The organism is Candidatus Competibacter denitrificans Run_A_D11 (genome assembly GCF_001051235.1).
Classification (GTDB): domain Bacteria; phylum Pseudomonadota; class Gammaproteobacteria; order Competibacterales; family Competibacteraceae; genus Competibacter_A; species Competibacter_A denitrificans.
The window spans coordinates 39,971-64,405 of the sequence record NZ_CBTJ020000102.1; the positions used below are offsets into that span (position 1 = coordinate 39,971).

25 protein-coding genes are annotated in these 24,435 nt (G+C 58.1%); 11 read left to right on the plus strand and 14 right to left on the minus strand.

Going from position 1 to position 24,435, the window contains the following annotated elements:
- Positions 1-20: 20 nt before the first annotated feature.
- The 6 genes from trxA to BN873_RS16520 form a co-directional block, all read right to left on the minus strand.
- Entirely contained in the window at positions 21-896 is an 876-nt protein-coding gene (trxA, locus tag BN873_RS16495; protein WP_048676326.1) for a thioredoxin, read from the minus strand.
- Between the two features lie 103 nt (positions 897-999).
- Positions 1,000-1,323 carry a ferredoxin FdxA gene (gene fdxA / locus BN873_RS16500; protein WP_048676329.1) on the minus strand — a complete coding sequence of 108 codons (324 nt, stop codon included), beginning with the start codon at positions 1,321-1,323 and terminating at the stop codon, positions 1,000-1,002.
- A gap of 93 nt (positions 1,324-1,416) precedes the next feature.
- Positions 1,417-1,809: a YajD family HNH nuclease gene (locus BN873_RS16505; protein ID WP_048676332.1), complete on the minus strand. Its 393-nt coding sequence runs from the start codon at positions 1,807-1,809 to the stop codon at positions 1,417-1,419.
- A complete protein-coding gene (rsmA, locus tag BN873_RS16510; RefSeq protein WP_374727171.1) occupies positions 1,806-2,621 on the minus strand; it encodes a 16S rRNA (adenine(1518)-N(6)/adenine(1519)-N(6))-dimethyltransferase RsmA in 816 nt (271 codons plus the stop codon). Before rsmA ends, BN873_RS16505 begins: the two co-directional genes overlap by 4 nt.
- 18 nt (positions 2,622-2,639) lie before the next feature.
- A complete protein-coding gene (locus BN873_RS16515) occupies positions 2,640-4,076 on the minus strand; it encodes a peptidylprolyl isomerase (protein WP_048676335.1) in 1,437 nt (478 codons plus the stop codon).
- A gap of 21 nt (positions 4,077-4,097) precedes the next feature.
- Entirely contained in the window at positions 4,098-6,380 is a 2,283-nt protein-coding gene (locus BN873_RS16520) for an LPS-assembly protein LptD (protein WP_171820512.1), read from the minus strand.
- A gap of 91 nt (positions 6,381-6,471) precedes the next feature.
- Between BN873_RS16520 and BN873_RS16525 the strand changes: the two genes are divergently transcribed.
- The 4 genes from BN873_RS16525 (at position 6,472) to BN873_RS16540 (ending at position 9,411) form a co-directional block, all read left to right on the plus strand.
- Entirely contained in the window at positions 6,472-7,470 is a 999-nt protein-coding gene (locus tag BN873_RS16525; protein ID WP_082161362.1) for an aminoglycoside phosphotransferase family protein, read from the plus strand.
- A complete protein-coding gene (gene murU / locus BN873_RS16530; RefSeq protein ID WP_082161363.1) occupies positions 7,467-8,243 on the plus strand; it encodes an N-acetylmuramate alpha-1-phosphate uridylyltransferase MurU in 777 nt (258 codons plus the stop codon). The genes BN873_RS16525 and murU overlap by 4 nt, the downstream gene beginning before the upstream one ends.
- Positions 8,244-8,263: 20 nt before the next feature.
- Positions 8,264-8,551, plus strand: coding sequence for a DUF2970 domain-containing protein (locus tag BN873_RS21270; protein ID WP_320411713.1), 288 nt, complete (start codon positions 8,264-8,266; stop codon positions 8,549-8,551).
- Positions 8,552-8,616: 65 nt separating this feature from the next.
- Entirely contained in the window at positions 8,617-9,411 is a 795-nt protein-coding gene (locus tag BN873_RS16540; RefSeq protein WP_048676341.1) for a hypothetical protein, read from the plus strand.
- Between the two features lie 64 nt (positions 9,412-9,475).
- Here the strand turns inward: BN873_RS16540 and BN873_RS16545 are convergent, their stop codons facing one another.
- The 5 genes from BN873_RS16545 to glnA form a co-directional block, all read right to left on the minus strand.
- Entirely contained in the window at positions 9,476-10,135 is a 660-nt protein-coding gene (locus BN873_RS16545) for a glutathione S-transferase family protein (RefSeq protein WP_048676344.1), read from the minus strand.
- Positions 10,136-10,172: 37 nt separating this feature from the next.
- The gene (locus BN873_RS16550) at positions 10,173-10,685 is read right to left on the minus strand and encodes a tRNA (cytidine(34)-2'-O)-methyltransferase (RefSeq protein WP_048676346.1); all 513 of its coding nucleotides are present in this window, start codon (positions 10,683-10,685) and stop codon (positions 10,173-10,175) included.
- A gap of 28 nt (positions 10,686-10,713) precedes the next feature.
- Complete coding sequence (gene glnG, locus BN873_RS16555; protein ID WP_048676349.1) at positions 10,714-12,111, minus strand: nitrogen regulation protein NR(I); 1,398 nt, start codon at positions 12,109-12,111, stop codon at positions 10,714-10,716.
- A complete protein-coding gene (gene glnL, locus BN873_RS16560; RefSeq protein WP_048676352.1) occupies positions 12,108-13,166 on the minus strand; it encodes a nitrogen regulation protein NR(II) in 1,059 nt (352 codons plus the stop codon). The genes glnG and glnL overlap by 4 nt, the downstream gene beginning before the upstream one ends.
- A 242-nt stretch (positions 13,167-13,408) precedes the next feature.
- Positions 13,409-14,818 (minus strand): glutamate--ammonia ligase, encoded by a 1,410-nt coding sequence (gene glnA, locus BN873_RS16565; RefSeq protein WP_048676408.1) that lies wholly within the window; start codon positions 14,816-14,818, stop codon positions 13,409-13,411.
- 300 nt (positions 14,819-15,118) lie between these two features.
- Between glnA and BN873_RS16570 the strand changes: the two genes are divergently transcribed.
- Entirely contained in the window at positions 15,119-15,319 is a 201-nt protein-coding gene (locus tag BN873_RS16570; RefSeq protein WP_048676355.1) for a heavy-metal-associated domain-containing protein, read from the plus strand.
- Positions 15,320-15,437: 118 nt separating this feature from the next.
- Here BN873_RS16570 and BN873_RS16575 read toward each other — a convergent pair whose 3' ends face one another.
- From BN873_RS16575 to uvrD, 3 genes are all read right to left on the minus strand, one after another.
- On the minus strand, positions 15,438-16,058 hold the full coding sequence (locus BN873_RS16575) for an OmpW/AlkL family protein (RefSeq protein ID WP_048676358.1): 621 nt from the start codon (positions 16,056-16,058) through the stop codon (positions 15,438-15,440).
- A 133-nt stretch (positions 16,059-16,191) separates the two neighbouring features.
- Complete coding sequence (locus tag BN873_RS16580; RefSeq protein WP_374727170.1) at positions 16,192-18,045, minus strand: GspE/PulE family protein; 1,854 nt, start codon at positions 18,043-18,045, stop codon at positions 16,192-16,194.
- Between the two features lie 190 nt (positions 18,046-18,235).
- The gene (gene uvrD / locus BN873_RS16585) at positions 18,236-20,437 is read right to left on the minus strand and encodes a DNA helicase II (protein ID WP_048676361.1); all 2,202 of its coding nucleotides are present in this window, start codon (positions 20,435-20,437) and stop codon (positions 18,236-18,238) included.
- A gap of 334 nt (positions 20,438-20,771) precedes the next feature.
- Between uvrD and gcvH the strand changes: the two genes are divergently transcribed.
- The 6 genes from gcvH to BN873_RS16615 all read left to right on the plus strand — a co-directional run.
- Complete coding sequence (gene gcvH, locus BN873_RS16590; protein WP_048676364.1) at positions 20,772-21,200, plus strand: glycine cleavage system protein GcvH; 429 nt, start codon at positions 20,772-20,774, stop codon at positions 21,198-21,200.
- Between the two features lie 156 nt (positions 21,201-21,356).
- Entirely contained in the window at positions 21,357-21,857 is a 501-nt protein-coding gene (tpx, locus tag BN873_RS16595) for a thiol peroxidase (protein WP_048676367.1), read from the plus strand.
- Positions 21,858-21,942: 85 nt separating this feature from the next.
- Complete coding sequence (gene purB / locus BN873_RS16600; RefSeq protein WP_048676370.1) at positions 21,943-23,313, plus strand: adenylosuccinate lyase; 1,371 nt, start codon at positions 21,943-21,945, stop codon at positions 23,311-23,313.
- 59 nt (positions 23,314-23,372) lie between these two features.
- Positions 23,373-23,726, plus strand: a complete 354-nt coding sequence (locus BN873_RS16605; protein WP_048676373.1) for a hypothetical protein — start codon at positions 23,373-23,375, stop codon at positions 23,724-23,726.
- 49 nt (positions 23,727-23,775) lie between these two features.
- Positions 23,776-24,060, plus strand: a complete 285-nt coding sequence (locus tag BN873_RS16610; protein WP_048676376.1) for a hypothetical protein — start codon at positions 23,776-23,778, stop codon at positions 24,058-24,060.
- Positions 24,061-24,093: 33 nt separating this feature from the next.
- Positions 24,094-24,435: helix-turn-helix domain-containing protein (locus BN873_RS16615; RefSeq protein ID WP_048676379.1), on the plus strand; the 342-nt coding region annotated here is incomplete at its 3' end.

Here is a 24,435-nt window from a genome sequence, read left to right on the forward strand (position 1 = left end):
GCGTCAGCCTGGCCGCTCGCCTAATGCAGCAGGGAAAACAGGCGGCGCCGGTAAGTGATGACTAGCGGGTCTTCGTTGCCCAACATATCAAAAATAGCGATCAGGCCCTTGCGCCCTGCCTCATCGCCGAACTTCGGATCACGCCGCAGGATGTCCATGAACTGTTCCAACGCAGCCTCGTAATCACCGGCCAGGACATAGCGGGCGGCGAGCTGTTGGCGAGCGGTGCAGTCGTCCGGCTTCGTGCTCACTTGGGCTTGCAGTTTGGCGATAGTCGGTGCATTCCGCGCCATGTCGGCGAATTGCAGACGCGCCAAGAGACCGCTGGCCGGTTGCCGCTCGCGCGCCTCAGCCGGCAAGCTTTCGAGCAGCTTGCGCGCCTCCTCGGCCCGATCTAACTGAAGCAGCTTATCGGCCAAGTTGACGTTTAGCTCGACGCTTTCCGGCTCTTCCTTAATGGCATCGCGCAATAGCTCAATAGCCTGTTTTTGGCGACCGTGTTGCCACAGCGCTTCCACCTGTTCTTGGAATCTATCGCCGGCTTGTGGAGCCGCCCCACCGCCCAACCGATCAATAATCTCCCGATAAACCGATTCCGGTTGCAAACCGACCAACTGATCCACCAACTGGCCCTGCCAAATGACCATCACCGTCGGCAGGCTGCGCACCCGAAAATGCGCGGCGAGCGCTTTCTCAGTATCGGCGTTGATCTTGGCAACGATGACACCGCCGCGATACTCGTTCGCCAGCTTGGTCAGCATAGGCCCCAGCGTTTGACAGGGCTGGCACCAGTCAGCCCAAAAATCGACCAGCACCGGCACGCTCTGGGAGGCTTCCACCACCGTTTGGGTGAAATTGTGTTGATTAACTTCAATGACGTAAGGGGATGCGCTCATAATTGATTCCGTAAAGGGAACACCGACACGCGGCTAGCGCTGCCGATGGGTCAAGCCTGGACAGTAGCCGAGTGGGTGGCTAACAGATCGCCAACCGCTGCGATCAGCGCTCCAGATAGGGTAATTTATCGGGCTTACCGTCCCAATCGGCTGCATCGGGCGGTGCATCTTTCTTAGCGCTAATGACCGGCCAGGTCTTGGTCAGCTCCGCGTTGAGCGCTAAGAAATGTGTCTGATCGGCAGGCAAATCATCCTCGGAGAAGATGGCGTGAGCCGGACATTCCGGTTCGCATAACGTGCAGTCGATACACTCATCCGGGTCAATGACCAGGAAATTCGGCCCCTCGTGAAAGCAGTCCACCGGACAGACCTCCACGCAGTCGGTGTACTTGCACTTGATGCAATTTTCGGTAACGACAAACGTCATGGGTAGTCCCCTAAAAAGGCCGGCAATACGAGGCCGCTATCTTAACCGCGATGACCTGAGTTGAGCACTCAAAAATAGTCCCTGCTCAGCCCTCTAGCCTTCTTTACGGCTCTCCAGCAACGCTTTCAAACCGGCGAACGGGTTGTGGGTGGCAGCGCCTCGCTGGCTACCGGAGCCATGACTGGCACCTGCTTGCGCCAGGGCTTCTTCGTGCCGTTGATGCTCGTTGTCGTGGCAGTACAGGCACAGCAACTCCCAATTACTGCCATCGGGCGGGTTGAAATCATGATCGTGATTACGATGATGCACGGTCAACTCGTGCAAATTCTGCCGATTGAACTCGCGCGCGCAGCGTCCGCAAATCCACGGGTAAAGCTTGAGGGCCTGTTCGCGGTAGTCTTGCTCGCGCTGCTCCCGATTGCGGCGGGCGGCGGCGACGACTTGATCCAGATTGCCAGCGGGGGCGGCGGGTAATTTGGTTTTCATGGCTCCGACTCCAAAGGATTTTTACAGCGAGAATGGCTTAGTGCCGCGAATGCGGCCAGGTCGAGCGTTTCGGGGCGCGCACCGGGATCGACGCCGGCGGCTTCAATGTCGGCCACATCCAGCAGACCACGCAGCGCGTTGCGCAAGGTCTTGCGACGCTGCGCAAACGCACGCCGCACCACCTCGGCGAACTGCTGCTCGTCCTGGACTTTAACTGGCAGGGTCGCATGGGGTATCAAGCGCACCACCGCCGACCAGACCTTTGGCGGGGGCTGGAAAGCCTCCGGGCCGACCGTGAACAGCGCCATCACCTGGCAGCGGTATTGCAGCATCACCGACAGCCGTCCATAGGCGTCTTCACCTGGCCCGGCCGCCATCCGCGCCACCACCTCTTGTTGCAGCATCAGATGCAAGTCGCGCAGATGTTCGGCTTGGCCCAGCAGATGAAACAGCAAGGGCGTCGAAATATTGTACGGCAGATTGCCGACGATCCGCAGCAGTGGGCCAGTGCCACGCAACGCGGCAAAATCAAAGGTCAGCGCATCGGCCTGGTGGAGTCGCAGCGTACCCAAACCGGCACAGCGCACCCGCAACGGCTCCAGCACATCACGATCCAGCTCGACCGCATCCAACGCGCCCGCTGCCACCAACAGCGGCCGGGTCAGAGCGCCGAGGCCGGGGCCGATTTCCACCAAGCGATCCTCTGGTAACGGCCGGATCGCCGCCAGCAGCCGCTCGATAGCGTAGGGATCGCGCAGAAAATGCTGGCCAAACCGCTTGCGCGCCCGATGGGTCAGTCGCTCGCCCGTCACGCCCAAGCCGTCAATTCCTCACGGGGCTGATTTGGCGGGTGATTCCGCAGGTGCAGCCCCTGTCGATGGCAAGCGCACTTCGACATAAGCCTCGCTACGCAAGCGCCGTAAAAACAGATCCCATTCCTCGTCGGAGCGGCGCCGGAGTAACGCTTCACGAACGCGGGCGCGCTCAGTGGCTGGAGAAGCCTGGCCCTGGCGCCGTTCGAGCACTTGAACGATGTGCCAGCCAAACCGCGTCTTGAACGGTGCGCTGATCTGGTTTGGCTGCAAGGCATCCATCTCTCGCGCGAACTCCGGCACCATCGCACCGCTCGGCACCCAGCCCAAATCGCCGCCGCGTGCTGCGGACCCTTTATCGTCGGAAAGCTCTCTGGCGAGCGTGGCGAAGTCGCCACCATCCTGTAGCCGCTGGCGGGCGCGCTCCAGCCGTTGGCGGGCCTCGTCATCGGCCAACTGGGGCGTGGTTTTGACCAGAATGTGCCGCGCGCGGGTTTCGGTCACTACCCCAGCCGGTTGGCCTTTGGGCACGGGCCGACGGCCGACCGACGCTGCACCCCCACCCTTAACCTCCAATAGCTTGACGATGTGAAAGCCGCTGGGGCTACGAATGGGTTCACTGACTTGGCCCGGCCGCAGTTTCGGTACGATGTTGGTGAACAAAGTCGGCAGTTGCTCGGGCGTCCGCCAACCGAGATCACCCCCTTCTAATGCGTGCTGGCCAGAGGATTCGCTGGCCGCCAAACGCCCGAAATCAGCGCCACCGCGCAAGCGGGCCAACACGGCATCCGCCTTGCGTCGAGCCGCCTCTACCTGTTGGGAGGACGCATCCTCCGGCAAAGCGATCAGGATTTGCGCGATATGATAGGCGCGCGCGCCATCACCCGCGCCCTCTTCCCCGGCACCGAACCCGTTCTGGTTAGTCGGCAGTTGCGCCTGAAGGCTATCCACATCCTGCTCGGAAACTTGCAGTTGACCATCCACCACCTTTTGCCGCAACCGCGCGCCCATGATTTCGCGGCGCACCTCGTCACGAAACTTCGCGAAGCTGAGTCCGTCTTTTTCGACGGTCTGGCGCATCTGCGTCAAGCTCATATTGTTGCGTTGGGCTAGCGTTTCGATGGCGGCATTCAGTGTTGCGTCATCCACGGTGATGCCGTTGCGCTCAGCAGCACGAACCTGTACCCGAGCCAAAATCAGCCGCTCCAAGACCTGATTTTCCAGGGCCGGGCGGGCAGGAATGGCGACTTTTCGCTGGCGTAATTGGCGCTCGGCGGCCACGATGGCCTGGTTCAGCTCCCGGCGCGTGATCACATCGTCATCGACCACGGCGACGATAGCATCCAGCGCATTGGTCGGACCTTCCGGGCCGGGGCCAAAAACCAGCTCCGGGCGACCGGTAATCGGCAACGACACCAACAGGCACAAGGCGAGGAAAACAAGCGATTTTTTCATGCGGGCCACAGAAAATGGTGTTCAGTAACGGGACATCGGTTGATAGCCGAGGATGGAACCTTGCAGCAAAGCATCCAAACCTTCGCCCAGCCGGGATAAGCCCTTCAGTTCGAGTTCCAGATAAAACGCGGTTTGTGATTGGGCTTGCGTGGTGCTACCGCGATAGCGTCGCGCCACGGCTCGCACCGCCCAGCAACAATCTTCATATTCCAGACCGGCCAAGGTTTCCAGATTGCGAGACACGTTCAGAGCCTGGTTCCAGCGGCTCATAAAGCGCCACTGCGAACTGAGCGGCCACATCAGGGAAACGTCCACCGAGTGAATTTGATCATTCACATCCAGACCTGGCTGGTCACGATCCATCAGATAGGCGAAGTTAACCAACTGGCGCGGACCCGCGTAGTAGCGCAAATCCAGGGTATTGCGCAGTACATCCCCATTATCCGGTTCCAGTTGGACGCCGCCTTGCAACGCCCAGTGCGAGGATAGACTTAACTCCCCTTGGGCGATGAGGCCGGAGCTAGCAGTAGTATCCGCTAGGGCATCCGTTGCCAAGGTCACACGGCGGTCGGCGAAATACTGAATCTGGCCGATACTGGCGCGTAGCCGTTCGCGGCCACTTGGACCGTCAATGATCCGGGTGGTAAGGGCAGCGGTCAGTTGGTTGGCATCGCCTAGCCGGTCGGCACCGATGAAGCGATTGCGCCGGAACAACCAGTCGTGGTCACGATCCATCAGTGCGCTATCGAACACCGGAATCGCATTTTGCTCACGGTAGGGGACATACAGATAGAACAGGCGTGGCTCCAGAGTCTGCGCCCCGGCGGCGACTCCCAGCCAATCGGCTTGCAATGGCCGCTCGAACACTAACCCCCCGTCCAGGCTCAGGATGGGCGCGGATCGCGATAACGCATCGCCGATATTAGGCGCCGTGTTGGCCAACTGATAGCCGGTATAGCGAAATCCCGCCTCGGGTTTGAAATAACCCCACGGCTGCTCAAGGGACCAGCCGACGGTCGGCCATAGATCGATTCGCGTACCGGTTACGGCGTTGTCTTGCTGAAAATTAACCAATTCGCCGTGCAACCGATAGTTGAAGCCGCCAGCCGTTGGCGGCCAGGTACCATCGAACAGCAATTGCGGCAAGCGCTGGTAGGGCCTGCCGGTTCGGGAAAACAGCCCGGAGTTCAAAATTTGATAGCCCTGCACCCGAGCCAGCGCCTGCCACCAGTCGCCCTGGTAGCGCACATCGAAATAGCGATCCAGATAATTGGGCGTCAGGAAGCGCAGATTGTTGCTCAAATTCTGGATATAGGTCTGATCGGAAACGTATTCGTAGCGGAGGTTGGTATAGGTATCGGGTAGCGGCGTAGCGCGGTGAGTGACGTTGAACGAACCGCGATCCCCACCGTAGTGCTGGTCGTATGGCAGGTATTCCAACCGGACTTGACCCTGATCTTTGGGACTGAGAAACCGGTAATCGGCGCCGAGCGCAAACCCGCGTTGGGTCATCCAACGCGGCGTGAGGGTTAGATCACGTTCGGGCGCGATGTTCCAGTAATAGGGAACCGCTACATTGAAACCGAAGGTATTCGAATAGCCCACCGTGGGGAACAGAAAGCCCGACTGCCGCTCGTCAGTGAGCGGAAACGACAAATAGGGAAAATAAAATACCGGTGTATCCCACAGCGCCAGCACGATATCACGCGCCTCACCACGGCCGGTCGCGTCGTTCAGGGTGAGCTGATGCGCCCGCAACTCCCAGTGTTCCTTGCCACGGGCACATGTCGAATAGGTCGCATCCCCCAGGCGGGTACGGCGTTTGCCTCGATCCACTCTGACCACATCAGCGGAACCCTGGGCATTGCGCCCCGGCAAGTAATAATCGACTTCCTCAAACTGGCCGGACTGTGCGTTCAAATCCACGGTCGCCGATTTTTTGCCGCGCAGTGCCTGGCTCGAATCACCATAGGTGTAGGGGCCTTCGATCACAGCCTGATTGGCTGGGCGATCCAGCGTGATCTTGTCGGCTTGCAAGCGTTGCCCGCCGCGCGACAGGCGGACATTGCCTTCTAGCACAGACCGGGCCGGCGAAGATTCCACGGTACCAGCCTCGGCCTGAATCGGTGCATCGTCCAAAGGGAGCGCGCCAGCCTCAGCCGGAACGATCTCACCGGCCAATTCATCGGCTTCGCACTGGACCCATACATCGGGGGGTCGGGTCGGTTGCTTCGCCTGGAGGCTGGTCGATAAAGCGAGCGTCAGCGCTAGGCAAATCGCTAAGATTCGAAAATACGGAGTCACGGAACGGGGTTTTACGGGCTTATGAAAGTGACTTAACATCGCATAGATTGATTATCGCTGCAACGCCATCGGGCTGGAGACGCGAGCCACTGTGAACGACCGAGAGCTTCTATTACTGGATTGGCTGAGCGCCGTACTGCCAGCACCGCCAGATCGTATCGCCCCGGCATCCGGCGATGCCAGTTTTCGCCGCTATTTCCGGGTCTGGTACGACAGCCAGACTCGTATCGTGATGGACGCGCCACCGGATAAGGAGGATTGCCGGCCTTTCGTCGCCATTGGCAGCGCCATGCATGGATTGGGCTTGAACGTCCCCGAAGTCCTGGCCGCCGATCTCGATCAAGGCTTGCTATTGCTGACAGACCTGGGGGAACAGCAGTATCTGGCGGCGCTTGGCGAGCACAGCGTTGCCGGCTTGTACGATGATGCGCTAGACACGCTGGCGCGTTTGCAGGTTGGGGGCGATCCCGGCACGGCGCTATTGCCCCCCTACGATTCCGCGCTGCTGCACCGGGAAATGGAACTGTTTCGGGAATGGTTTCTTGGCCGCCAGCTCGGTTTGAACTTGAGCGAGGCCGAGCAGCACACGCTGGATCACAGTTTCGCCGCCCTGGCCGATAATGCCTTGGAACAACCGCGCGTCTGGGTCCATCGGGATTATCATTCCCGTAATTTGATGGTCACCGAGGCCGGCAACCCCGGCGTCCTGGATTTTCAGGATGCCGTAGTCGGAGCGGTCACTTACGATTTGGTTTCCCTGTTGCGCGATTGCTATATCGCCTGGCCGCGTGAGCGCGTGGAAGCCTGGGCGCTGGCTCATCGGCAGCGACTGCGGGCGGCAGGGGTCCATGGTCTGGAGGATGCCGATCAATTTCTGCGCTGGTTTGATTTGATGGGCGTGCAGCGTCATCTCAAAGCAACCGGCATCTTTGCCCGCCTTAACTTGCGCGACGGCAAGCCCGGCTATCTGCACGACATTCCCCGCACGCTGAGTTACATCCTGGCGGTTGCGCCGCGCTATCCAGAACTGGCCGGTCTGCGTGATCTGTTGCTGGCTCATCAAATCGACCGCTGGACACCAGCGCCGTGAAGGCGATGATTCTTGCCGCTGGGCGTGGCGAACGGATGCGGCCGCTGACCGATCATACCCCCAAACCGCTGTTGCCGGTCGCTGGCAAACCATTGATTGCTCACCACTTGGATGCCTTGCGTGCGGCGGGCATCACCGATCTGGTGATTAACACGGGCCATTTAGGTGAACGCTTGCCAGCGACTCTGGGTGATGGCCGCGACTGGGGAGTACACATCGCGTATTCGCCGGAACCGCCCGATGCGCTGGAAACGGGCGGTGGTATCTTCCAGGCGCTGCCCTTGCTGGGATCTCAACCGTTTTTGGTGGTCAACGGCGATATCTGGACCGACTATCCTTTCGCTGCCTTAAAGGAAGCGTCCGTTGGCTTGGCCCATCTGGTCTTGGTTGATAACCCACCGCAGCATCCTACCGGCGATTTCGGATGGCTGGCGGAGACTGGCAGGGTGTCTTTGAGCGGGGCGCCCCGCCTGACATTTAGCGGGGTCAGCGTCTTGCGACCGGAGCTGTTCGCCGATTGTGCCGCAGGACGCTTCCCGCTGGGGCCGCTCTTACGGCAAGCCATCGCGGCCGACCGGGTGACTGGCGAGTATTATGCCGGTGCCTGGCGTGATATCGGCACTCCCCAGCGGCTGGCGGAATTGGATTCCGAGCTGCGAGAGCGTGATAGCACCAAAAACGCCAAGGCGCTGGACAGCCGCTGCGGCATGGACCGTAAAAGTCAACCCGGCGTGGGTTATAATGGAGCCAGAACCCATTCTTCACCTGAGTGACCCTCTCCACCGAGCGAGCCTTGCCCGACATCCCAACGCAAACCCTACTGATCTCAATGACTGCCCCTGACCCCTCCAATAAAACCGACCCCAATCCCCAAGCTGCCCGTCGGCCTCCCGGCCCACTGGATGTCATTCTCAGTGTGCTCTCTTCATTTTTGGGCGTACAAAGCGCGCGCAACCGCGAACGGGATTTTGAGCACGGCCGACCTGCCCATTTCATCATCGTCGGTATCGGCTTGACGATCCTGTTCATTTTAGCGATTTGGCTGGTGGTGAAACTCGCTTTGCGCGCGGCCGGTGCCTGACCTATCGCCCAAGTCAAGCCTTTGCATCGGTCTTTCCCACCCGACTACTTTAAGGATCACTCGCAATGAGCCGCGTCGCCCTGACTGGAGCGCTGCAAAGCGACTATGAGCGCTTGTTTGCGACCTGCGATATCCGCTCCGAACACCTCGCCGAGGTGGATGGTTTGATTGAGGCACTGCTGGCAGATCGGCCCCGCTATCACGCCGTGGCCGGTCGGCTGAAGATGCCCTGGTTCGCGGTCGCAGCGCTGCATTACGCCGATACCGACCGCAATTTTGACGTGCATTTGCACAATGGCGATCCGCTGACCGAACGCACCCGTCATTTGCCGGATGGCCGACCCCTGACCGGAGAACCGCCGTTTCGGTGGGAAGATAGCGCGGTCGATGCACTACAGTTACGGCATCTGGATCAGTGGGCCGACTGGAGCGTCGCCGGTACCTTGTTCGTGCTGGAAGGCCACGGCGGCTGGGGCTATCGGCTCCATCATCCCGAAGTGCTCTCACCCTATTTGTGGAATTATTCGACCCACTATAGCCAAGGTAAATACGTTACTGACGACACCTGGCAGGAAACAACAATCGCGCAGCCCTGCGGGGTCGCCGTCTTGCTGCGGCGACTGGCCGAACAGGGTGTGATCGAATTTTCCGGCGGTACTCGACCGATGGGGCCGCTGCTGCACTTCTCCGCCTCTGAACTTTCGCCTGCGGTGGAAGCGTTGCAGCGGTTTTTGAATACCTGGCCCGGTCTGTTCGTGCGGGTTGACGGGCTGGCGGGGCGCAAGACGTCGGAAGCCTTTCACAAACTGTGCGGCCGGTATCTGCTAAATGATCCGCGCGATAGCGGCGAGCACAGCTAGCCCCACCCCATATCGGCGCGAGCGGAACGGTTGCATTCGCTGAAAGGAGCAAAGCGCGGCGTATTCACGCCAGACGTTCGCCCAAATAGCCGCCCTGCCCGGCGAAATACACCCGGAACTGCGCCTCAAAATCCGCCACGACCGATTCCCTGACCGTCGGACGAGCGAGCAGCGCCGCACACCAAGCGGCAATCTTCGGGGTTGATTCGAGCAGTTGCTGGGGATAGCGGCGTTCCATGATCTCCAGCCGCATCAGCAACGGCGCATACGCCGTATCAGCGAGCGAAAAATCCGCACCGTTAAAAAACGGCCCATCTCCGAGCTGTTTTTCCAGGTGCCCCCACTCCGCTAAAAAACCGTCCCGCTCTCGGAGCAAGGTCGCTTGGTCAGGCGCAGTCAGCATCCGGTACTGGCGGCCGATCAAGTTCGAGCCAAATTCGATCCACGCCCGATTATGCGCCCGTCGCCAGGGATCTTGCGGGTGCAGCGCCGGCGGGTTGGTCTCATCCAAGTATTCGTTGATAACGGCTGATTCGAAGAGCACACCACCACTGTCCACCCGCAAGACCGGCACCTTGCCCATCGGTGAAATGGCGAGAAACCACGCCGGCGGATTTTGCAAATCAATGTAGGTGATCTCGAATGCAACCCGCTTTTCCTTGAGCGCAATGACCGCGCGTTGTACAAAAGGACAGAGGACAAAGCTAATCAACTGGTAGGCCATGGGGGTCTCCGGTAAACACGGATCGACGTACCCTTTTTCAGATCACGGCACCTGGGGGATAGTTCGGCGGTTCAGCGGCGTCTTGTCCACTGGGACTACAAAAGTTGTTTTGCCGCCACGCCTCGTACAGGGCAATGGCGACCGTATTTGCCAGGTTAAGGCTGCGACCAGGCGGCAGCATCGGCACCCGTAAACGCTGTTCCGATGGGATTTCGGCAAGTACACGCGCTGGCAACCCACGAGTTTCCGGGCCAAACAGCAAAGCATCGTCTGGCTGATAAGCGACCGTGTGGTAGCCGCGTGAACCTTTGGTCGTTAAGGCCAACAGGCGCGTTGGTCTAATCTCGGCCAGACAGGCGGCTAGATTCTGGTGCAGGCGAACTGTGGCCCACTCGGCATAATCCAAACCCGCACGCCGCAAATGGCGATCATCGAACTGAAAACCCAGCGGTCGAATCAAGTGTAAGCGGGCGCCGGTATTGGCACACAGCCGGATAATATTGCCTGTGTTGGGCGGAATTTCCGGCTCATAGAGCAGTACGTCGAACATGGTTTTGACTAACCTACCACTGGCTCGCTCACTCCATCCCCAATTCCTTGATCTTGCGCGTCAAGGTATTGCGTCCCCAGCCCAACAACCGGGCCGCATCTTGGCGATGCCCGCCGCTTTGCTCCAGCGCGACCCGAATCAGCACCCGCTCGAAACTGGGTAGAGCGGTTTCCAGCAAATTATGTCCGCCACGCGCCAGCCGGCGACCCGCCCAGGCTCGTAATGCTATTTCCCAATCGGGGCCGCTCGGCTCCGTTACCGGCCCGCGCTCGCGCAACTCTGCCGGTAAATCGGCCAGCAAGATTTCCCGACCGGACGCCATGACCGTTAGCCAACGGCATAGATTCTCCAATTGGCGAACATTGCCCGGCCAATCCAGCTCACTCAGATAGGCGCCGGTTTCAGGCCGCAATATCTTGGACTCGACGCCCAACTCTCGCCCAGCCTGCCCCAGAAAATGGCGGGTCAACAAAGGGATATCCTCTCGCCGTTTGTTCAGCGAGGGCAATTGCACGCGGATCACGTTCAGCCGGTGGTAAAGATCTTCACGAAAGCGGCCATCCTTGACCCGCTGCTCCAAGTTTTGATGGGTGGCGGCGATCACCCGCACATCGACCTGAGTCGGCGTGTGGCCACCGACGCGATAAAACTCCCCTTCGGCCACCACGCGCAGCAAGCGGGTCTGTAGCTCCGCTGGCATGTCGCCGATCTCGTCCAGAAACAGGGTACCGCCGTTGGCCTGCTCAAATCGGCCCTGGCGGCTGGCTTGCGCGCCGGTAAACGCGCCACGCTCATGGCCGAATAACTCCGACTCCAGCAAATCGCGGGGAATGGCGGCGGTGTTGATGGCAATGAAGGGTTTGGCGGCGCGCGGGCTGTGCCGGTGCAAAGCACGGGCGACCAATTCCTTGCCGGTGCCGGATTCCCCCGTGATCAGCACAGTGATGTTGGAGCGTGCCAGCCGACCAATGGCACGAAACACCTCCTGCATCGCTGGCGCCTCGCCGATGATCTCCGGCACGGGGTCTTCCTGGAGTGGGGGCTGGTTTTGCTGCCGACAGGTTAGGCACGCGCGCCGGACTAAAGCGACCGCCTCATCGACATCAAACGGTTTCGGCAGATAATCGAAGGCGCCGCCCTCATAGGCGGATACTGCGCTATCCAAGTCAGAATGGGCGGTCATGATGATGACCGGTAAATCGGGCGCCCGCTCATGCAAGCGCGCCAACAATTCCAGACCGTTTATATCCGGCATCCGAATATCGGCAATCACCGCATCGGGCCGGCCTTGCTGGAGCGCACCCAGCACACCCTTGGCGCTCTCGAAAGCCGTGACGGTTATGCTCTCGCGCTGCAACGCCTTTTCCAGCACCCAACGGATGGCATGATCATCGTCGATCACCCACACATGTTCTTTCTTGCTCATCCGGTCTTTCCCAAGGGCAACAACAACGTAAAAATGGTTTCACCGGATCGGCTAGCGCATTCAATCAGGCCGCCGTGCTGGTTGACGATATTCTGGGCAATCGACAAGCCCAGCCCGGTACCGGTCGGGCGGCCGCTGACCATCGGATAAAAGATCTGATCCTGCTGCTCCGGCGGAATGCCCGGCCCGTCATCGATCACATCCAACTGGGCGACCAGCCTGTGCCGCTTGGCACCGATGGTGTACTGACGCTGCACCCGAGTCCGCAGAATGATCGTCCCGTGACTATCGAGAGCCTGGACAGCGTTGCGCACCACGTTGAGCACCGCTTGAATGAGACGGTCGGCATCGCCCCACACCGGCGGGATGCTGGGATCGTAATCCCGCTCGATGCGGATGCCAGGCGCGGCTTCGGCTTTGACCAAGGCACATACCCGCTCCAGGATTTCGTGGATACTGACCTCATCACACGCATTCGGCTGGTTGGGTCCCAGCATTCGATCCACCAGATTACGCAGCCGGTCGGCCTCACCGATGATGATGCCGGTGTACTCGCGCAGCGCCGGGTCGGGCAATTCCCGCTCCAGCAATTGGGCCGCGCCCCGCAACCCGCCCAGGGGATTTTTCACCTCGTGCGCCAAATTGCGCACCAATGCCCGGGTGGTGTGATGCTGGGCCAGCATGTGTTCTTCCCGGTCGATCCGCAGCCGCCAATCGACCTGTCGCAGCTCCAACAGCAATTCGGTGGCTGGATCACGCTCTGGCAAGGGTACGGCAGTACAATCCACGGTGATGGTACGTTCCACCGGCAAAATCAATTGCAGTTCCCGCTCGATATACGGATAGCCGCTGGCCAGGCAATGGCGCAGTCCGGTGATGAAGGCTTCGCCACCCACGATGAGCGTGGGTAAGGCCAGCTTGTACGCTTTACGGAAACTCAGCTCGAAGAGGGTTTCGGCGGCCGTGTTCATAAACAGCAAGCGCAACCGCCGATCCAGCACCAGCACGGCGACACTCAAGCCATCCACGACCCGACGGTAGTAGTCTCTGGACATGTTTGTCTCGCCTTTGCAGCACCCTCATCGCCAAGCGCAGAATCGAAGCCAGCTCACCTCACCACGTTGACAGCAAATCACCCACTGCGCCGATTTCAGCACGATTGCACCATTGTAGTGCAACCACTCCAGGCTTGCGTCCACAGCCCGGCCACCGTAAACGCGAACGCCCCCGCAGGGGCGTCACAACTGGCAAAGCCCATCAGATCAGCCCGTTGCGCAGGCTTGTAGCCGACTCGCCATTACAAGCTGTAATACAGGTCGAACTCCACCGGATGGGTGGTCATGCGCAACCGCGTGACTTCCTCTTGCTTTAAGGTAATGTAAGCACCGATCAGATCGTTGGTAAACACGCCACCCTTGGTCAGAAAGTCGCGGTCGGCGTTCAGTGCTGCCAATGCCTCATCGAAGTAGAAACAGACCTTGGGAATCTGCTTTTCTTCTTCCGGCGGCAGATCATACAGATCCTTATCCATCGCATCGCCTGGATGGATCTTGTTCTGAATCCCATCCAGACCCGCCATCATCATGGCTGCGAAGGCCAGATACGGGTTGGCGGTGGAATCGGGGAAGCGGACTTCGATACGCCGACCTTTCGGGCTGCTGACATAAGGAATACGGATCGAGGCCGAGCGGTTGCGAGCCGAATAGGCCAGCATCACGGGCGCTTCAAAGTGGGGCACCAATCGCTTGTAACTATTGGTAGAGGCATTGGTGAAGGCATTCAGGGCCTTGGCATGTTTGATGATGCCGCCAATGTAATACAGCGCGATTTCCGATAGTCCGGCGTAGCGATCACCGGCGAACAGGTTGACCCCATCCTTGGCCAGCGACTGATGGACGTGCATCCCGCTGCCGTTATCACCGACCAGCGGCTTGGGCATGAAAGTGGCGGTTTTGCCGTAACTCTGCGCCACATTTTGCACGACGTATTTGAGCGACTGCACTTCATCGGCCTTGCGCACCAGGGTATTGAAGGCGACGCCGATCTCACACTGGCCTGCGGTGGCGACCTCGTGATGATGCACTTCAACTTTGTGACCGACCTGTTCCAACGCCAGGCACATGGCGGCGCGGATATCGTGTAACGAATCGACCGGCGGCACTGGAAAATAACCGCCCTTGACCCCCGGCCGATGGCCGAAGTTGCCGCCTTCATAGGCGCGCTCGGAATTCCAACCGGCTTCCGAGGAATCGATCTTATAAAAGCAGCCGCTGATATCGGCGCCCCAACGGATATCATCAAAAATGAAAAACTCGTTTTCCGGGCCGAAATAGGCGGTATCGGCAATGCCAGTCGATTTCAGATAGGCTTCGGCGCGACGCGCCAACGAGCGCGGGTCACGCTCGTAACCCTGCATGGTGTTAGGCTCGATCACATCACACGTCAAGACTAACGTCGGCTCCTCAAAGAACGGATCGACAAAGGCGGTGACTGGATCGGGCATCAAAATCATGTCCGATTCCTGGATGCCCTTCCAACCGGCGATTGAGGAACCATCGAACATCTTGCCGTCTTCGAATACATCTTCGTCCACAGCGCTGACCGGTACCGTAACGTGCTGTTCCTTGCCACGGGTGTCCGTGAACCGGTAGTCCACGAATTTGATGTCTTTTTCCTCAATCAGCTTCATTACATCAGCAGCATTCATTTCGTTGCTTCCTCGGATTGACAAACCGGTCTTGGCCGGTTGGGTAGAGAAACGGCTGGACATCATCACTCATTGCGCCAAACTAGAGCACAAACTATGCCAGTGCCGATTTTTCTGCATGAAATAGCGCATTGCCCTTAAAAGCGCCCACATGATGAGCGTGATAGCGAACCCTATCAGTGCAAAACCAGAATAGAGCGCACCATATTGGTGCGTAATGGCTCGATTTGCCCAGCAGATGGCAGGATTGCCCCGGCGGGTTATACTCCAAAGCTGTGGCAATCAGCAGAGGCTTCCACTATGGAACTCGAATTTCTTGCGCAGAATATTAAGTGCAACGGCTGCGCCAGCGCGATCCGCGCCGGGCTGGGTAAACACCCGCAGGCGCACGACATCCAAGTAGAGGTGTCAACCGGTCGGGTGACCGTGCAAGCAGACAGCGATATCCGGGCTGAATTAACCAAAATCTTGCAGGAGTTGGGCTATCCCGAACGGGCTTGAACAACACGGGGTCGCTGCGTGCGTTTGACCTCACACCGCTTGCCGGTGCGGCCCAAACCAAGGATCGAGGCGCCGCTGCACCCGTGTAGGCGGCAGCGGCGCTGCGTGAGGGAAGTGCTTAGAAGCGGGTGCCGATGTTGATGCCAAACACCCAAGGATCGATTTCAACAGTACCAAGAGTGGCACCGTTGACCTTGGCTTTGGTGTCAATGTCGATATAGTGAACGTCCAGGTTTACGAACCAATCTGGCGTGATATCAATATCGACGCCCGCTTGCGCAGCCAGGCCCCAAGAATCCTTTAGGCTTAATTTGGTTCCGGTCAGCGCGCCCGTGGTGCCTTCATCGAAGAAGAAGGTGTAGTTCAACCCCAGACCCACATAAGGCCGAACCGTATTCTGCGGCAAAAAGTGATACTGCATGGTCACGGTTGGCGGCAGGTGCTTGGTTTCCCCGACTTTACGACCACCCAGCTTGATGTCGTGGCTAAATGGCCACGCGCCGAGCAGCTCGACGCCGAGGTTCGGCGTAATCATATGCGTTACGTTGAAACCAAAGGTCACGCCATCGTCCACTTCCAGCGTGCCGAGAGGGAGTGAGAGATTATCGGACTTGGGGAATGCGCCCCAAATACCGCCTCTGACCACCCAATCGCCAGTCTGGTAGGCATTGGCAACACCCGTTAACAAACTCGCAGCCAACGCGGCCGCTACAGCGCTTTTAGCTAATTTTGAGGACATCGCGCACCCCTAAATTGGTTGTTGTAATGTTTTATTGGATATTAAAATCAGGCATAAAAAACACAAATATATTGTGCGCTTTCACAACAATTTAGTCAAAAACGGCAACACGTATCCAAAATAAAACTGATTTTTAATCGGTTAAAGGCGGCAAAATCTGCACCACTTCCTCGAAGGTCGTGGTGCCGGCGGCGATCTGTAATGCTGCGCCGACCCGTAAGGGTCGCATCCCTTGCTCGAAAACCCCACGCCGTAACGTCTCTTCATCCAGCTCCGGCCGCAACAGGTGGCGTACCCCCGGCGTGACCGCTAACAGCTCGTAGACACCAACGCGCCCCAAATAACCGGTGTTGCGACATTCTGGACAGCCGTTGGGTGCACCGATGCTCGCTGGCTTCGGTAAGGGCCAGGGCCGGACCAGGGCATTCCACAATACCTCGTCGATTTCGTCGGTCCCCTTGCAATGGGGACACAAGGTCCGCACCAGGCGTTGCGCCATCACGCCAATCAGCACGTTTTGAATCAAATAATACGGGACGCCCAAATCAAGCAGGCGGGTCACAGCCGAGGCGGCGTCGTTGGTATGCAGCGTGGATAGCACCAAGTGGCCGGTTAAAGCAGCCTGCACCGCCATCTGCGCGGTTTCTAGATCACGGATTTCACCGACCATGATAATGTCGGGATCTTGCCGCAACAGGGTGCGAATACCGTGTGCGAAGGTGAGGTCAATAGCCGGTTGCACCTGCATCTGGTTTAGTTCCGGCACGACCATTTCGATGGGGTCTTCCACCGTACAGACGTTGACCTCTGGTGCTGCCAACTGCTTGAGCGTGGTATATAAAGTGGTGGTCTTGCCGGAGCCGGTCGGCCCGGTGACCAACACGATACCGTGCGGTCGGGCAATCATCCCACGCCATGCCTTTTCCTCAGCGGGTGCGAAACCGAGCTGGCCGAAGGTCTTGGTGACCGTATCGGGATCGAAAATACGCAGCACGCATTTTTCACCGAAGGCGGTTGGCATGGTTGACAGGCGCAGCTCAATCTCACGGCCGGCCGGGGTACGGGTCTTGATCCGACCATCCTGTGGCCGCCGCTTTTCAGCCACATCCATCCGGCCGAGAATCTTGATGCGGCTGGTGACGGCGGCCATCACAGCAGGCGGCAGTTGGTAAATCGCATTCAGCACGCCATCAATGCGAAATCGGATATTGCCCTGCTCGCGCCGTGGTTCCAGATGAATGTCGCTGGCCCGCTGGGAAAACGCATATTGCAGCAGCCAGTCCACAATCTGCACGATGGGGCGTTCATCGGCGCTCAGCTCGCCCCGGCGGCCCAATTCCAAGAGTTGCTCGAAATTGAGAATCCCGGATGCCGGCTCCGCCGTGCCCTTGAGCGCGCCGCGTACCGAACGCGAGACGCCGTAAAACTCCATCTGATAGCGGCTAACATCCAGCGGGTTGGCGATGACCCGTTCGATAGTGCGACGCAGCGTTTGCCCCAAGACATTTTGCCAGTCGGTCAGCCACGGCTCGGTGGTGGCGAAGACCACACGGCTCTCGTCGGCCGCGATGGGTAGAATGTGATAGCGGGCGGCGTATTCAAAGGAAATGAAGGGCAATAACCGCTCTACCGCTGCGATATCCAGCTTGAGCGGGTCAATGCGTAGGTAGGGCAAACCGACCTTGTTCGCCAACCATTCGGTCAGTACCTCCAAACTGAGAGTTTGATGAGGTGGTTGGGGTTGGTGAAGTTTTTTGTTGGCGATGACCACCAGCGGATGCAACTCGCCGCGCTCCAGTTTGGTGCCGCCCAACGCCCGCTCGGCATCCGACTTGCTCACCAGGCCATCGGCGACCAGATCGTCCAGTATTTCCTTGAGCGTGAGGCGGTGTTCGGCTATGCGTGGCTTCGCCGCCGCACCGGAGCGGGAATCGACTACTTGTGGAAATTGGCGCACGACCGGTACTAGAGGGTTTTGGGCATTCACGGTATTTTGTTTGATCAGGCCGATGGGTTGTCGAAAGTGACTTTTTAGAGGGCTTTAGTCTTCTAATAGGATAGAACAAAGTACATTATTTTATATAAAAATACCGATAAAATGCATCAAAAAATTTCCATTTGATGCTAGAAATCATGCCGGCAGCCCTGAGAACGGCAAAAGTTCAGGTTTGGGTTACTTAGAGCACTTCCAGCTTGGCGTAAGCGACGACCAACCACTTACTCCCACCGGATTGGGGAAAATCGACTCGGGCACGGGCGTGATAGCCGGCGCCTTCGACCTCCAGCACCACACCATCGCCGAATTGCGGATGCCGAACCCGTTGTCGGGGACGCAAGCCCGCGCCGGGTGCGGTGGGCATCGCAGACGCTACTGGTGTGGGTCGTGCCGGCGCAACAGGTGGTTGCAACCGCTTTGAGCGAGCGCGTATATCACGGAGCAATTCATCAGGCATTTCGCCGATGAATCGCGAAGGCGATGGATAGTTTTGCTGGCCGTACCAAGTCCGTTGCTCCGCATAACTTAAATACAGCTGCTGCCGGGCACGGGTAACGCCAACATAGGCCAGCCGGCGTTCTTCTTCTAATTGACGCGCCTCACCGGCCGAACGCCCATGCGGAAACAACCCCTCCTCCAATCCGACCAGGAAGACCACTGGAAACTCCAAGCCCTTGGCCATGTGCAGGGTCATCAGTTGCACGCAATCATCACTCGCAGAACCCTGGCCCTGACCCGATTCGAGGGCGGCATGAGCGAGAAAGGCATTTAGCCAGTCCGGTTCAGTCGCCTCGACACCCACCAGCAACGGATCAGCGTTGTTGATGAAATCGCCGCTGGCGTTGACGAGTTCTTCCAGGTTGTCCGCGCGCATCTCGCCTTTATCGGCTTTAGGCTGCTGGTACATGGCCAGCAGGCCACTGCCGTTGATGGCGTGCTCGACTCGTTCGGGCAGTGAAGAGTCCTGGCTGCTGCCATCGAGCTGTTCTATCAAAGCCAGAAAGCCTCGCACGGCGTTGGCAGCCCGCCCTTGCAACCCCCCTTCTGCTAATAGTTGCAGAGCAGCCTGCCAGAGCGAAAGGCCCCGGCCGCGCCCCGCCTCTCGCAATTGGTCGAAAGTCCGCTCACCGATGCCACGCGGGGGCGTATTCGCCACCCGCTCGAAGGAAGGATCATCATCACGATTTGCCAACAGCCGCAGATAAGCCAGCGCATCCTTGATTTCGGCCCGCTCGAAAAAACGCAAGCCACCATAAATCCGGTACGGAATCGCCATACCGATCAGCGTTTCCTCAAACAGCCGCGATTGTGCGTTGGAGCGATACAGAATGGCCACATCACGGCGCTGGCCGCCCCGCTCCACCCATTGACGGATGCGTTCGGCGACGAAACGGGCCTCATCGACTTCGTTAAAGGCACCGTAGACCTGAATCGGTTCGCCGTCGCCGTCGGCGGTCCATAAATTCTTGCCTAAGCGCCCACTATTGTTGGCGATCAGTGCGTTGGCGGCTTTCAGAATGTTGTGGGTCGAGCGGTAGTTCTGCTCCAGACGGATGGTTTGCGTACCGGGAAAATCTTCAGCAAAACGTTGAATATTCTCGACCTTGGAACCACGCCAACCGTAGACGCACTGATCATCGTCACCGACGATAAAAACATCGCTTTGATCGCCGCCAAGCAGTCGCACCCACCGGTATTGAATGGTGTTAGTGTCCTGGAATTCATCGACCAGCACATGCTGAAACCGCTCACGATAATGGGTCAGCAGTTCGGCATCGTCACGCCAAAGCTCATAGGCTCGCAGCAGCAATTCCCCAAAATCGACTAAACCGCTACGGTCGCATTCCTGCTGGTAAAGGGTATAGATCCGCTGGTACTGGCGTTTGGCGGGGTCGTCAGTTTGCTCGAGATCAGTCGGGCGTTGGCCCTCGTCCTTACAGCGGTTGATGAAGCCGGCAACCTGCGGCGGTGGCCATTTCTTCTCATCGAGATTCAAGGTACGCAATATCCGTTTCACCAGTCGCCCCTGATCGTCGCTGTCGATGATCTGGAAAGCGCGTGGTAGACGGGCTTCCTGCCAATGCTGCCGCAATAGCCGATGCGCAATGCCGTGAAACGTACCGATCCACAGCCCGCCGATGGGATGATCCAGCATCGACTCGACTCGGCCGCGCATCTCGGCGGCGGCCTTATTGGTGAAGGTCACGGCCAGAATTGACCAGGGTGATGTGTTGGCAACTGCCAGCAGCCAGGCGATCCGGCGGGTCAGCACCCGGGTCTTGCCACTGCCGGCACCGGCCAATACCCGCAAATAGCCTAGCGGTGCCGTTACTGCCGCACGCTGGGGTTCGTTGAGATCGTCGATAATCCAGGAAACGTCCATCGCGAGATTTTAGCAGAATCGCTCCCTGGCAATGGTCTCTTCAAAGCAGTACGCAGAGCAGAGATCAGTCCCTCCTAAATATTCCCGGCTCGTTAAAATGTCCCGTAACAACCCGTCACGTTCAGCAGGTACGCTATCGCTTGATAGAGCGGCTTAAAAAGCTATCGAAACCGTGTTAGTCGTCTTGGCCTGTGGAAAAGGTGGCATTATTTGGATTCCGCCATCTACCGGTAAACTATACATGACCCATACCTATTGATCGGGCGGCTAATGACTGGTACGCCTACGTCGCTGATCTGATCATTTCAAACCGCCATTGTTGGAGGAGACCAGCATGAGCAGCATCATTCCTATTGATTTACGCTACACCGAAAGCCACGAATGGGCGCGTGCCGACGACCATGGCACCATCCTCGTCGGCATCACCGATCACGCCCAGCACCTGTTGGGCGATCTGGTGTTCGTCGAAATCCCGGAAGTGGGCCGCGCGGTGGCTGCCACTGAAGCCTGTGCAGTGGTGGAGTCAGTCAAAGCCGCATCGGATATCTACAGTCCCTTGGATGGAGTGATCATCGAAGTCAACGAGATGTTGGCGGATAATCCAGAGTTGATTAACGAGGACCCGTATGGCGAGGGCTGGATCTTCCGGTTGAAAACGTCTGCAAGTTTAACCACCTTGCTGGATGCTGCTGCCTATGCGGCCATTGCCACCGCCGATGGAGACGAAGACCCAGGGACTCTGGCTAATCCTGCTTTGGTTTGAGGTGAAGCGTTGGCTTAATGCAACACGGCTCGTGTTTCATTAAGCGCCGTTGGGAAAATAGCGCTAGACTTCAAGGGCCGGGGCAACGCCTGAATCGGATCGGCGATGCCAAAAGCTCGTTGTTCGAACCGTCAACATTTTCAGGAGCGCTACTTCATGGCAACCATCACGTTCAAAGGTAATCCCGTGAACACCAACGGCGACTTGCCGGCTGTCGGCGCCGCCGCGCCCGATTTCAAATTGGTGACCGCTGATCTTAAAGATGTGACGCTGGCCGATTTCGCCGGCAAGAAAAAGCTCATCAGCATCGTCCCCAGTCTTGATACCTCGGTGTGTGCGCTGTCCACCCGCAAGCTCAATGAAGAATCCAAGCAGCATCCTAATGCGGTCGTGCTGATCGTTTCCACCGATCTGCCTTTCGCGCAAAAGCGGTTTTGCGACAACGAAGGCTTAAACAACGTCGTCCCGCTGTCGATGATGCGCTCGCGCAATTTCGCCAAAGATTATGGCGTTCTTCAGGAAAGCGGCCCGCTGGCCGGTTTGACCGCGCGCGCTGTAGTGGTATTGGATGAAAATAACCGTGTCCGCTATACCGAACTGGTGCCGGAAATCGCCCAGGAACCCAACTATGCGGCGGCACTGGCGGCATTAGGATAAAGCGGTACTCAATCATTGGCCTGGCATTACAACAGAGATCGGCTGGATGCCAGGTACGGATCGACTCATTGACGACTGACATTGCATGGAACTGACCGCTCTTACCGCCATTTCACCTATCGACGGCCGTTATGCCGACAAAACCACGGTTTTGCGGCCGATTTTCAGCGAGTACGGCCTGATCCGTCACCGGGTGATCGTTGAAGTGCGCTGGTTGCAAGCGCTCGCCAACCATTCTGCGATTGCTGAAGTCCCGCCGCTCAGCAAAGCCGCGCTCCAGACCCTCCAGGCGTTGGTGGCGGACTTTGGCCCCGCCGATGCCCAGCGGGTCAAGGACATTGAGCGGATTACGAATCACGACGTTAAGGCGGTGGAATACCTGCTCAAGGAAAAGATCGCCGGTAACGCTGAACTGGAAGCGGTTAGCGAATTCATTCACTTCGCCTGTACGTCGGAAGACATCAATAACCTGGCTTATGCGCTGATGCTGCGCGCGGCGCGCGACACGATTGTGCTGCCACGCTGGGATCATCTGATCGCCGCGCTGACCCGCCTGGCCCATCAACACGCTGATCGACCGATGCTGGCGCGCACCCATGGCCAGCCAGCTTCACCGACCACGCTTGGCAAAGAAATGGCCAATGTGGTTTACCGACTCCAGCGACAGCGTACCCAGTTGGCGGCGGTGCCTTTGCTGGGGAAGATCAATGGTGCGGTGGGCAATTACAACGCCCATCTGGCCGCTTATCCAGACGTGGATTGGCAGGCGTTTGCCCGTCGTTTCGTCACCAATGACCTGGGACTGGCGTGGAATCCGTATACCACCCAGATCGAGCCGCACGACTACATGGCGGAGTTTTTCCACGCCGTAATGCGCGCTAATACCGTGCTGTTAGATTTCTGTCGCGATATCTGGAGCTACATCGCCATCGGTTATTTCCGGCAAAAAACCGTAGCGGGTGAAATCGGTTCTTCGACCATGCCGCATAAGGTGAATCCCATCGATTTCGAGAATGCCGAGGGTAATCTGGGAATTGCCAACGCCTTGTTGGATCATCTGGCCGCCAAGCTGCCGGTATCGCGCTGGCAGCGAGATTTGACCGATTCGACCGTGCTGCGGACGCTGGGGGTCGGCTTAGCGCATTCGCTGGTTGCCTATCAATCCTGCGAGAAAGGGATCGGTAAGCTTGAGGTGAATACGGCGGCGCTGGATGCCGATCTGGACGATAATTGGGAAGTGCTGGCCGAACCGATTCAAACCGTCATGCGCCGCTATGGCATTGCGCAGCCTTACGAGCAATTGAAGGCGCTCACTCGGGGTCAGCGGGTGGATAGGGAGATATTGCGGGCGTTTATTGCGAATTTGGCCATTCCCCAGGCAGCGAAAGACTGTTTGCTCGCCATGACACCGGCAAGCTATACCGGCAATGCGGCGGCGCAGGCCCACAACTTATAACATTTCGCTGATTCGATTGATTTTTAAAACGTAATATCAACGCGAGGGAGGTTTACGATATGAAAAAACCCAGTTTTTTATTGGCTGTATTGGGGGGATTACTACTTTGGAGCCATGCGTCAGTCATGGCCGCACCGCCGGGCATTTTAGAATCCACGATCAAATTGCCGATGGGTAATGAGCGCTATGGCTGCTGCTTGGTTAAAAGCAGCCAAGGTTACGATGTATGGGAATATCAAGATGAAGTGTCTTACCTGAAGTGCTATCGGCAAGCGCGCCTGGCAGGAGAGCCTTGGGTCTTTTCCAATAATCAAAAATACGAATTTCATCAAGGTAAGCGCTGCGACACATTACAAGACAAAACCCGTGAATTTATCCCCACGCCGTGGGCGTTGGATTATCGCAATGGTTAATAGCCATTTGATCGATCTTCCTTAACGTGCATGAAGCAGTCGGCTACTCATGTCTAACAAACGCTTTCTCTTCGTGTCCTGGGATAGTCTGATCGGGGACATTGCCTGGCAGACCGTCAAGGAAGGTCATGAGGTCAAGTATTACATCCAAAACCCCGAGGAGCGGGAAATTGCCGACGGCTTTGTGCCCAAAACCGACGACTGGCGGCAAGAGGTCGATTGGGCCGATGTGATTGTGTTCGATGACGTGCTTGGCATGGGTAGCTTGGCCGAGGAATTGCGCCGCAACGGAAAGCTGGTGGGCAGCCGCAAAAGTTTTGATAGGTTGGGGTGATGGCCTATAGTGGGGTCAACAGGAGGAAACCCCATGATCCACAAATACTTGGTTGACCTCACTGATGATGAGCAGGGATACCTGCATGAGGTCATTGGCAAAGGTAAAACGATGGCGCGTCGGGTCGCGCGTGCCCATATCTTGCTACAAGCTGCCACTGGGGCGACCGACGTGCAGATCGCTATGACCCTCCAGCTCGGCATTGCGAGTGTGCATCGGACCCGCCAACGCTTTGTCGACGAAGGGCTAACGGCGGCGTTAAGCGAACGCCCGCGCATCGGGTCGCCACCGGTATTGACAGGCAAACAAGCGGCCTTTCTGGTCGCTTTGGCCTGTAGTACGCCGCCCGCGGGTCGCCATCGGTGGACCTTGAAA

Bases quoted from the DNA above. Each gene is read 5' to 3' on its own strand.
- BN873_RS16545 (WP_048676344.1), bottom strand. From the start codon at position 10,135: ATGGCCTACCAGTTGATTAGCTTTGTCCTCTGTCCTTTTGTACAACGC.
- gcvH (WP_048676364.1), top strand. From the start codon at position 20,772: ATGAGCAGCATCATTCCTATTGATTTACGCTACACCGAAAGCCACGAA.
- glnL (WP_048676352.1), bottom strand. From the start codon at position 13,166: ATGTCCAGAGACTACTACCGTCGGGTCGTGGATGGCTTGAGTGTCGCC.
- fdxA (WP_048676329.1), bottom strand. From the start codon at position 1,323: ATGACGTTTGTCGTTACCGAAAATTGCATCAAGTGCAAGTACACCGAC.
- glnA (WP_048676408.1), bottom strand. From the start codon at position 14,818: ATGAATGCTGCTGATGTAATGAAGCTGATTGAGGAAAAAGACATCAAA.
- BN873_RS16540 (WP_048676341.1), top strand. From the start codon at position 8,617: ATGAGCCGCGTCGCCCTGACTGGAGCGCTGCAAAGCGACTATGAGCGC.
- BN873_RS16515 (WP_048676335.1), bottom strand. From the start codon at position 4,076: ATGAAAAAATCGCTTGTTTTCCTCGCCTTGTGCCTGTTGGTGTCGTTG.
- BN873_RS16575 (WP_048676358.1), bottom strand. From the start codon at position 16,058: ATGTCCTCAAAATTAGCTAAAAGCGCTGTAGCGGCCGCGTTGGCTGCG.
- BN873_RS16550 (WP_048676346.1), bottom strand. From the start codon at position 10,685: ATGTTCGACGTACTGCTCTATGAGCCGGAAATTCCGCCCAACACAGGC.
- purB (WP_048676370.1), top strand. From the start codon at position 21,943: ATGGAACTGACCGCTCTTACCGCCATTTCACCTATCGACGGCCGTTAT.
- glnG (WP_048676349.1), bottom strand. From the start codon at position 12,111: ATGAGCAAGAAAGAACATGTGTGGGTGATCGACGATGATCATGCCATC.
- BN873_RS16610 (WP_048676376.1), top strand. From the start codon at position 23,776: ATGTCTAACAAACGCTTTCTCTTCGTGTCCTGGGATAGTCTGATCGGG.
- BN873_RS16605 (WP_048676373.1), top strand. From the start codon at position 23,373: ATGAAAAAACCCAGTTTTTTATTGGCTGTATTGGGGGGATTACTACTT.
- trxA (WP_048676326.1), bottom strand. From the start codon at position 896: ATGAGCGCATCCCCTTACGTCATTGAAGTTAATCAACACAATTTCACC.
- BN873_RS16505 (WP_048676332.1), bottom strand. From the start codon at position 1,809: ATGAAAACCAAATTACCCGCCGCCCCCGCTGGCAATCTGGATCAAGTC.
- tpx (WP_048676367.1), top strand. From the start codon at position 21,357: ATGGCAACCATCACGTTCAAAGGTAATCCCGTGAACACCAACGGCGAC.
- uvrD (WP_048676361.1), bottom strand. From the start codon at position 20,437: ATGGACGTTTCCTGGATTATCGACGATCTCAACGAACCCCAGCGTGCG.
- BN873_RS16570 (WP_048676355.1), top strand. From the start codon at position 15,119: ATGGAACTCGAATTTCTTGCGCAGAATATTAAGTGCAACGGCTGCGCC.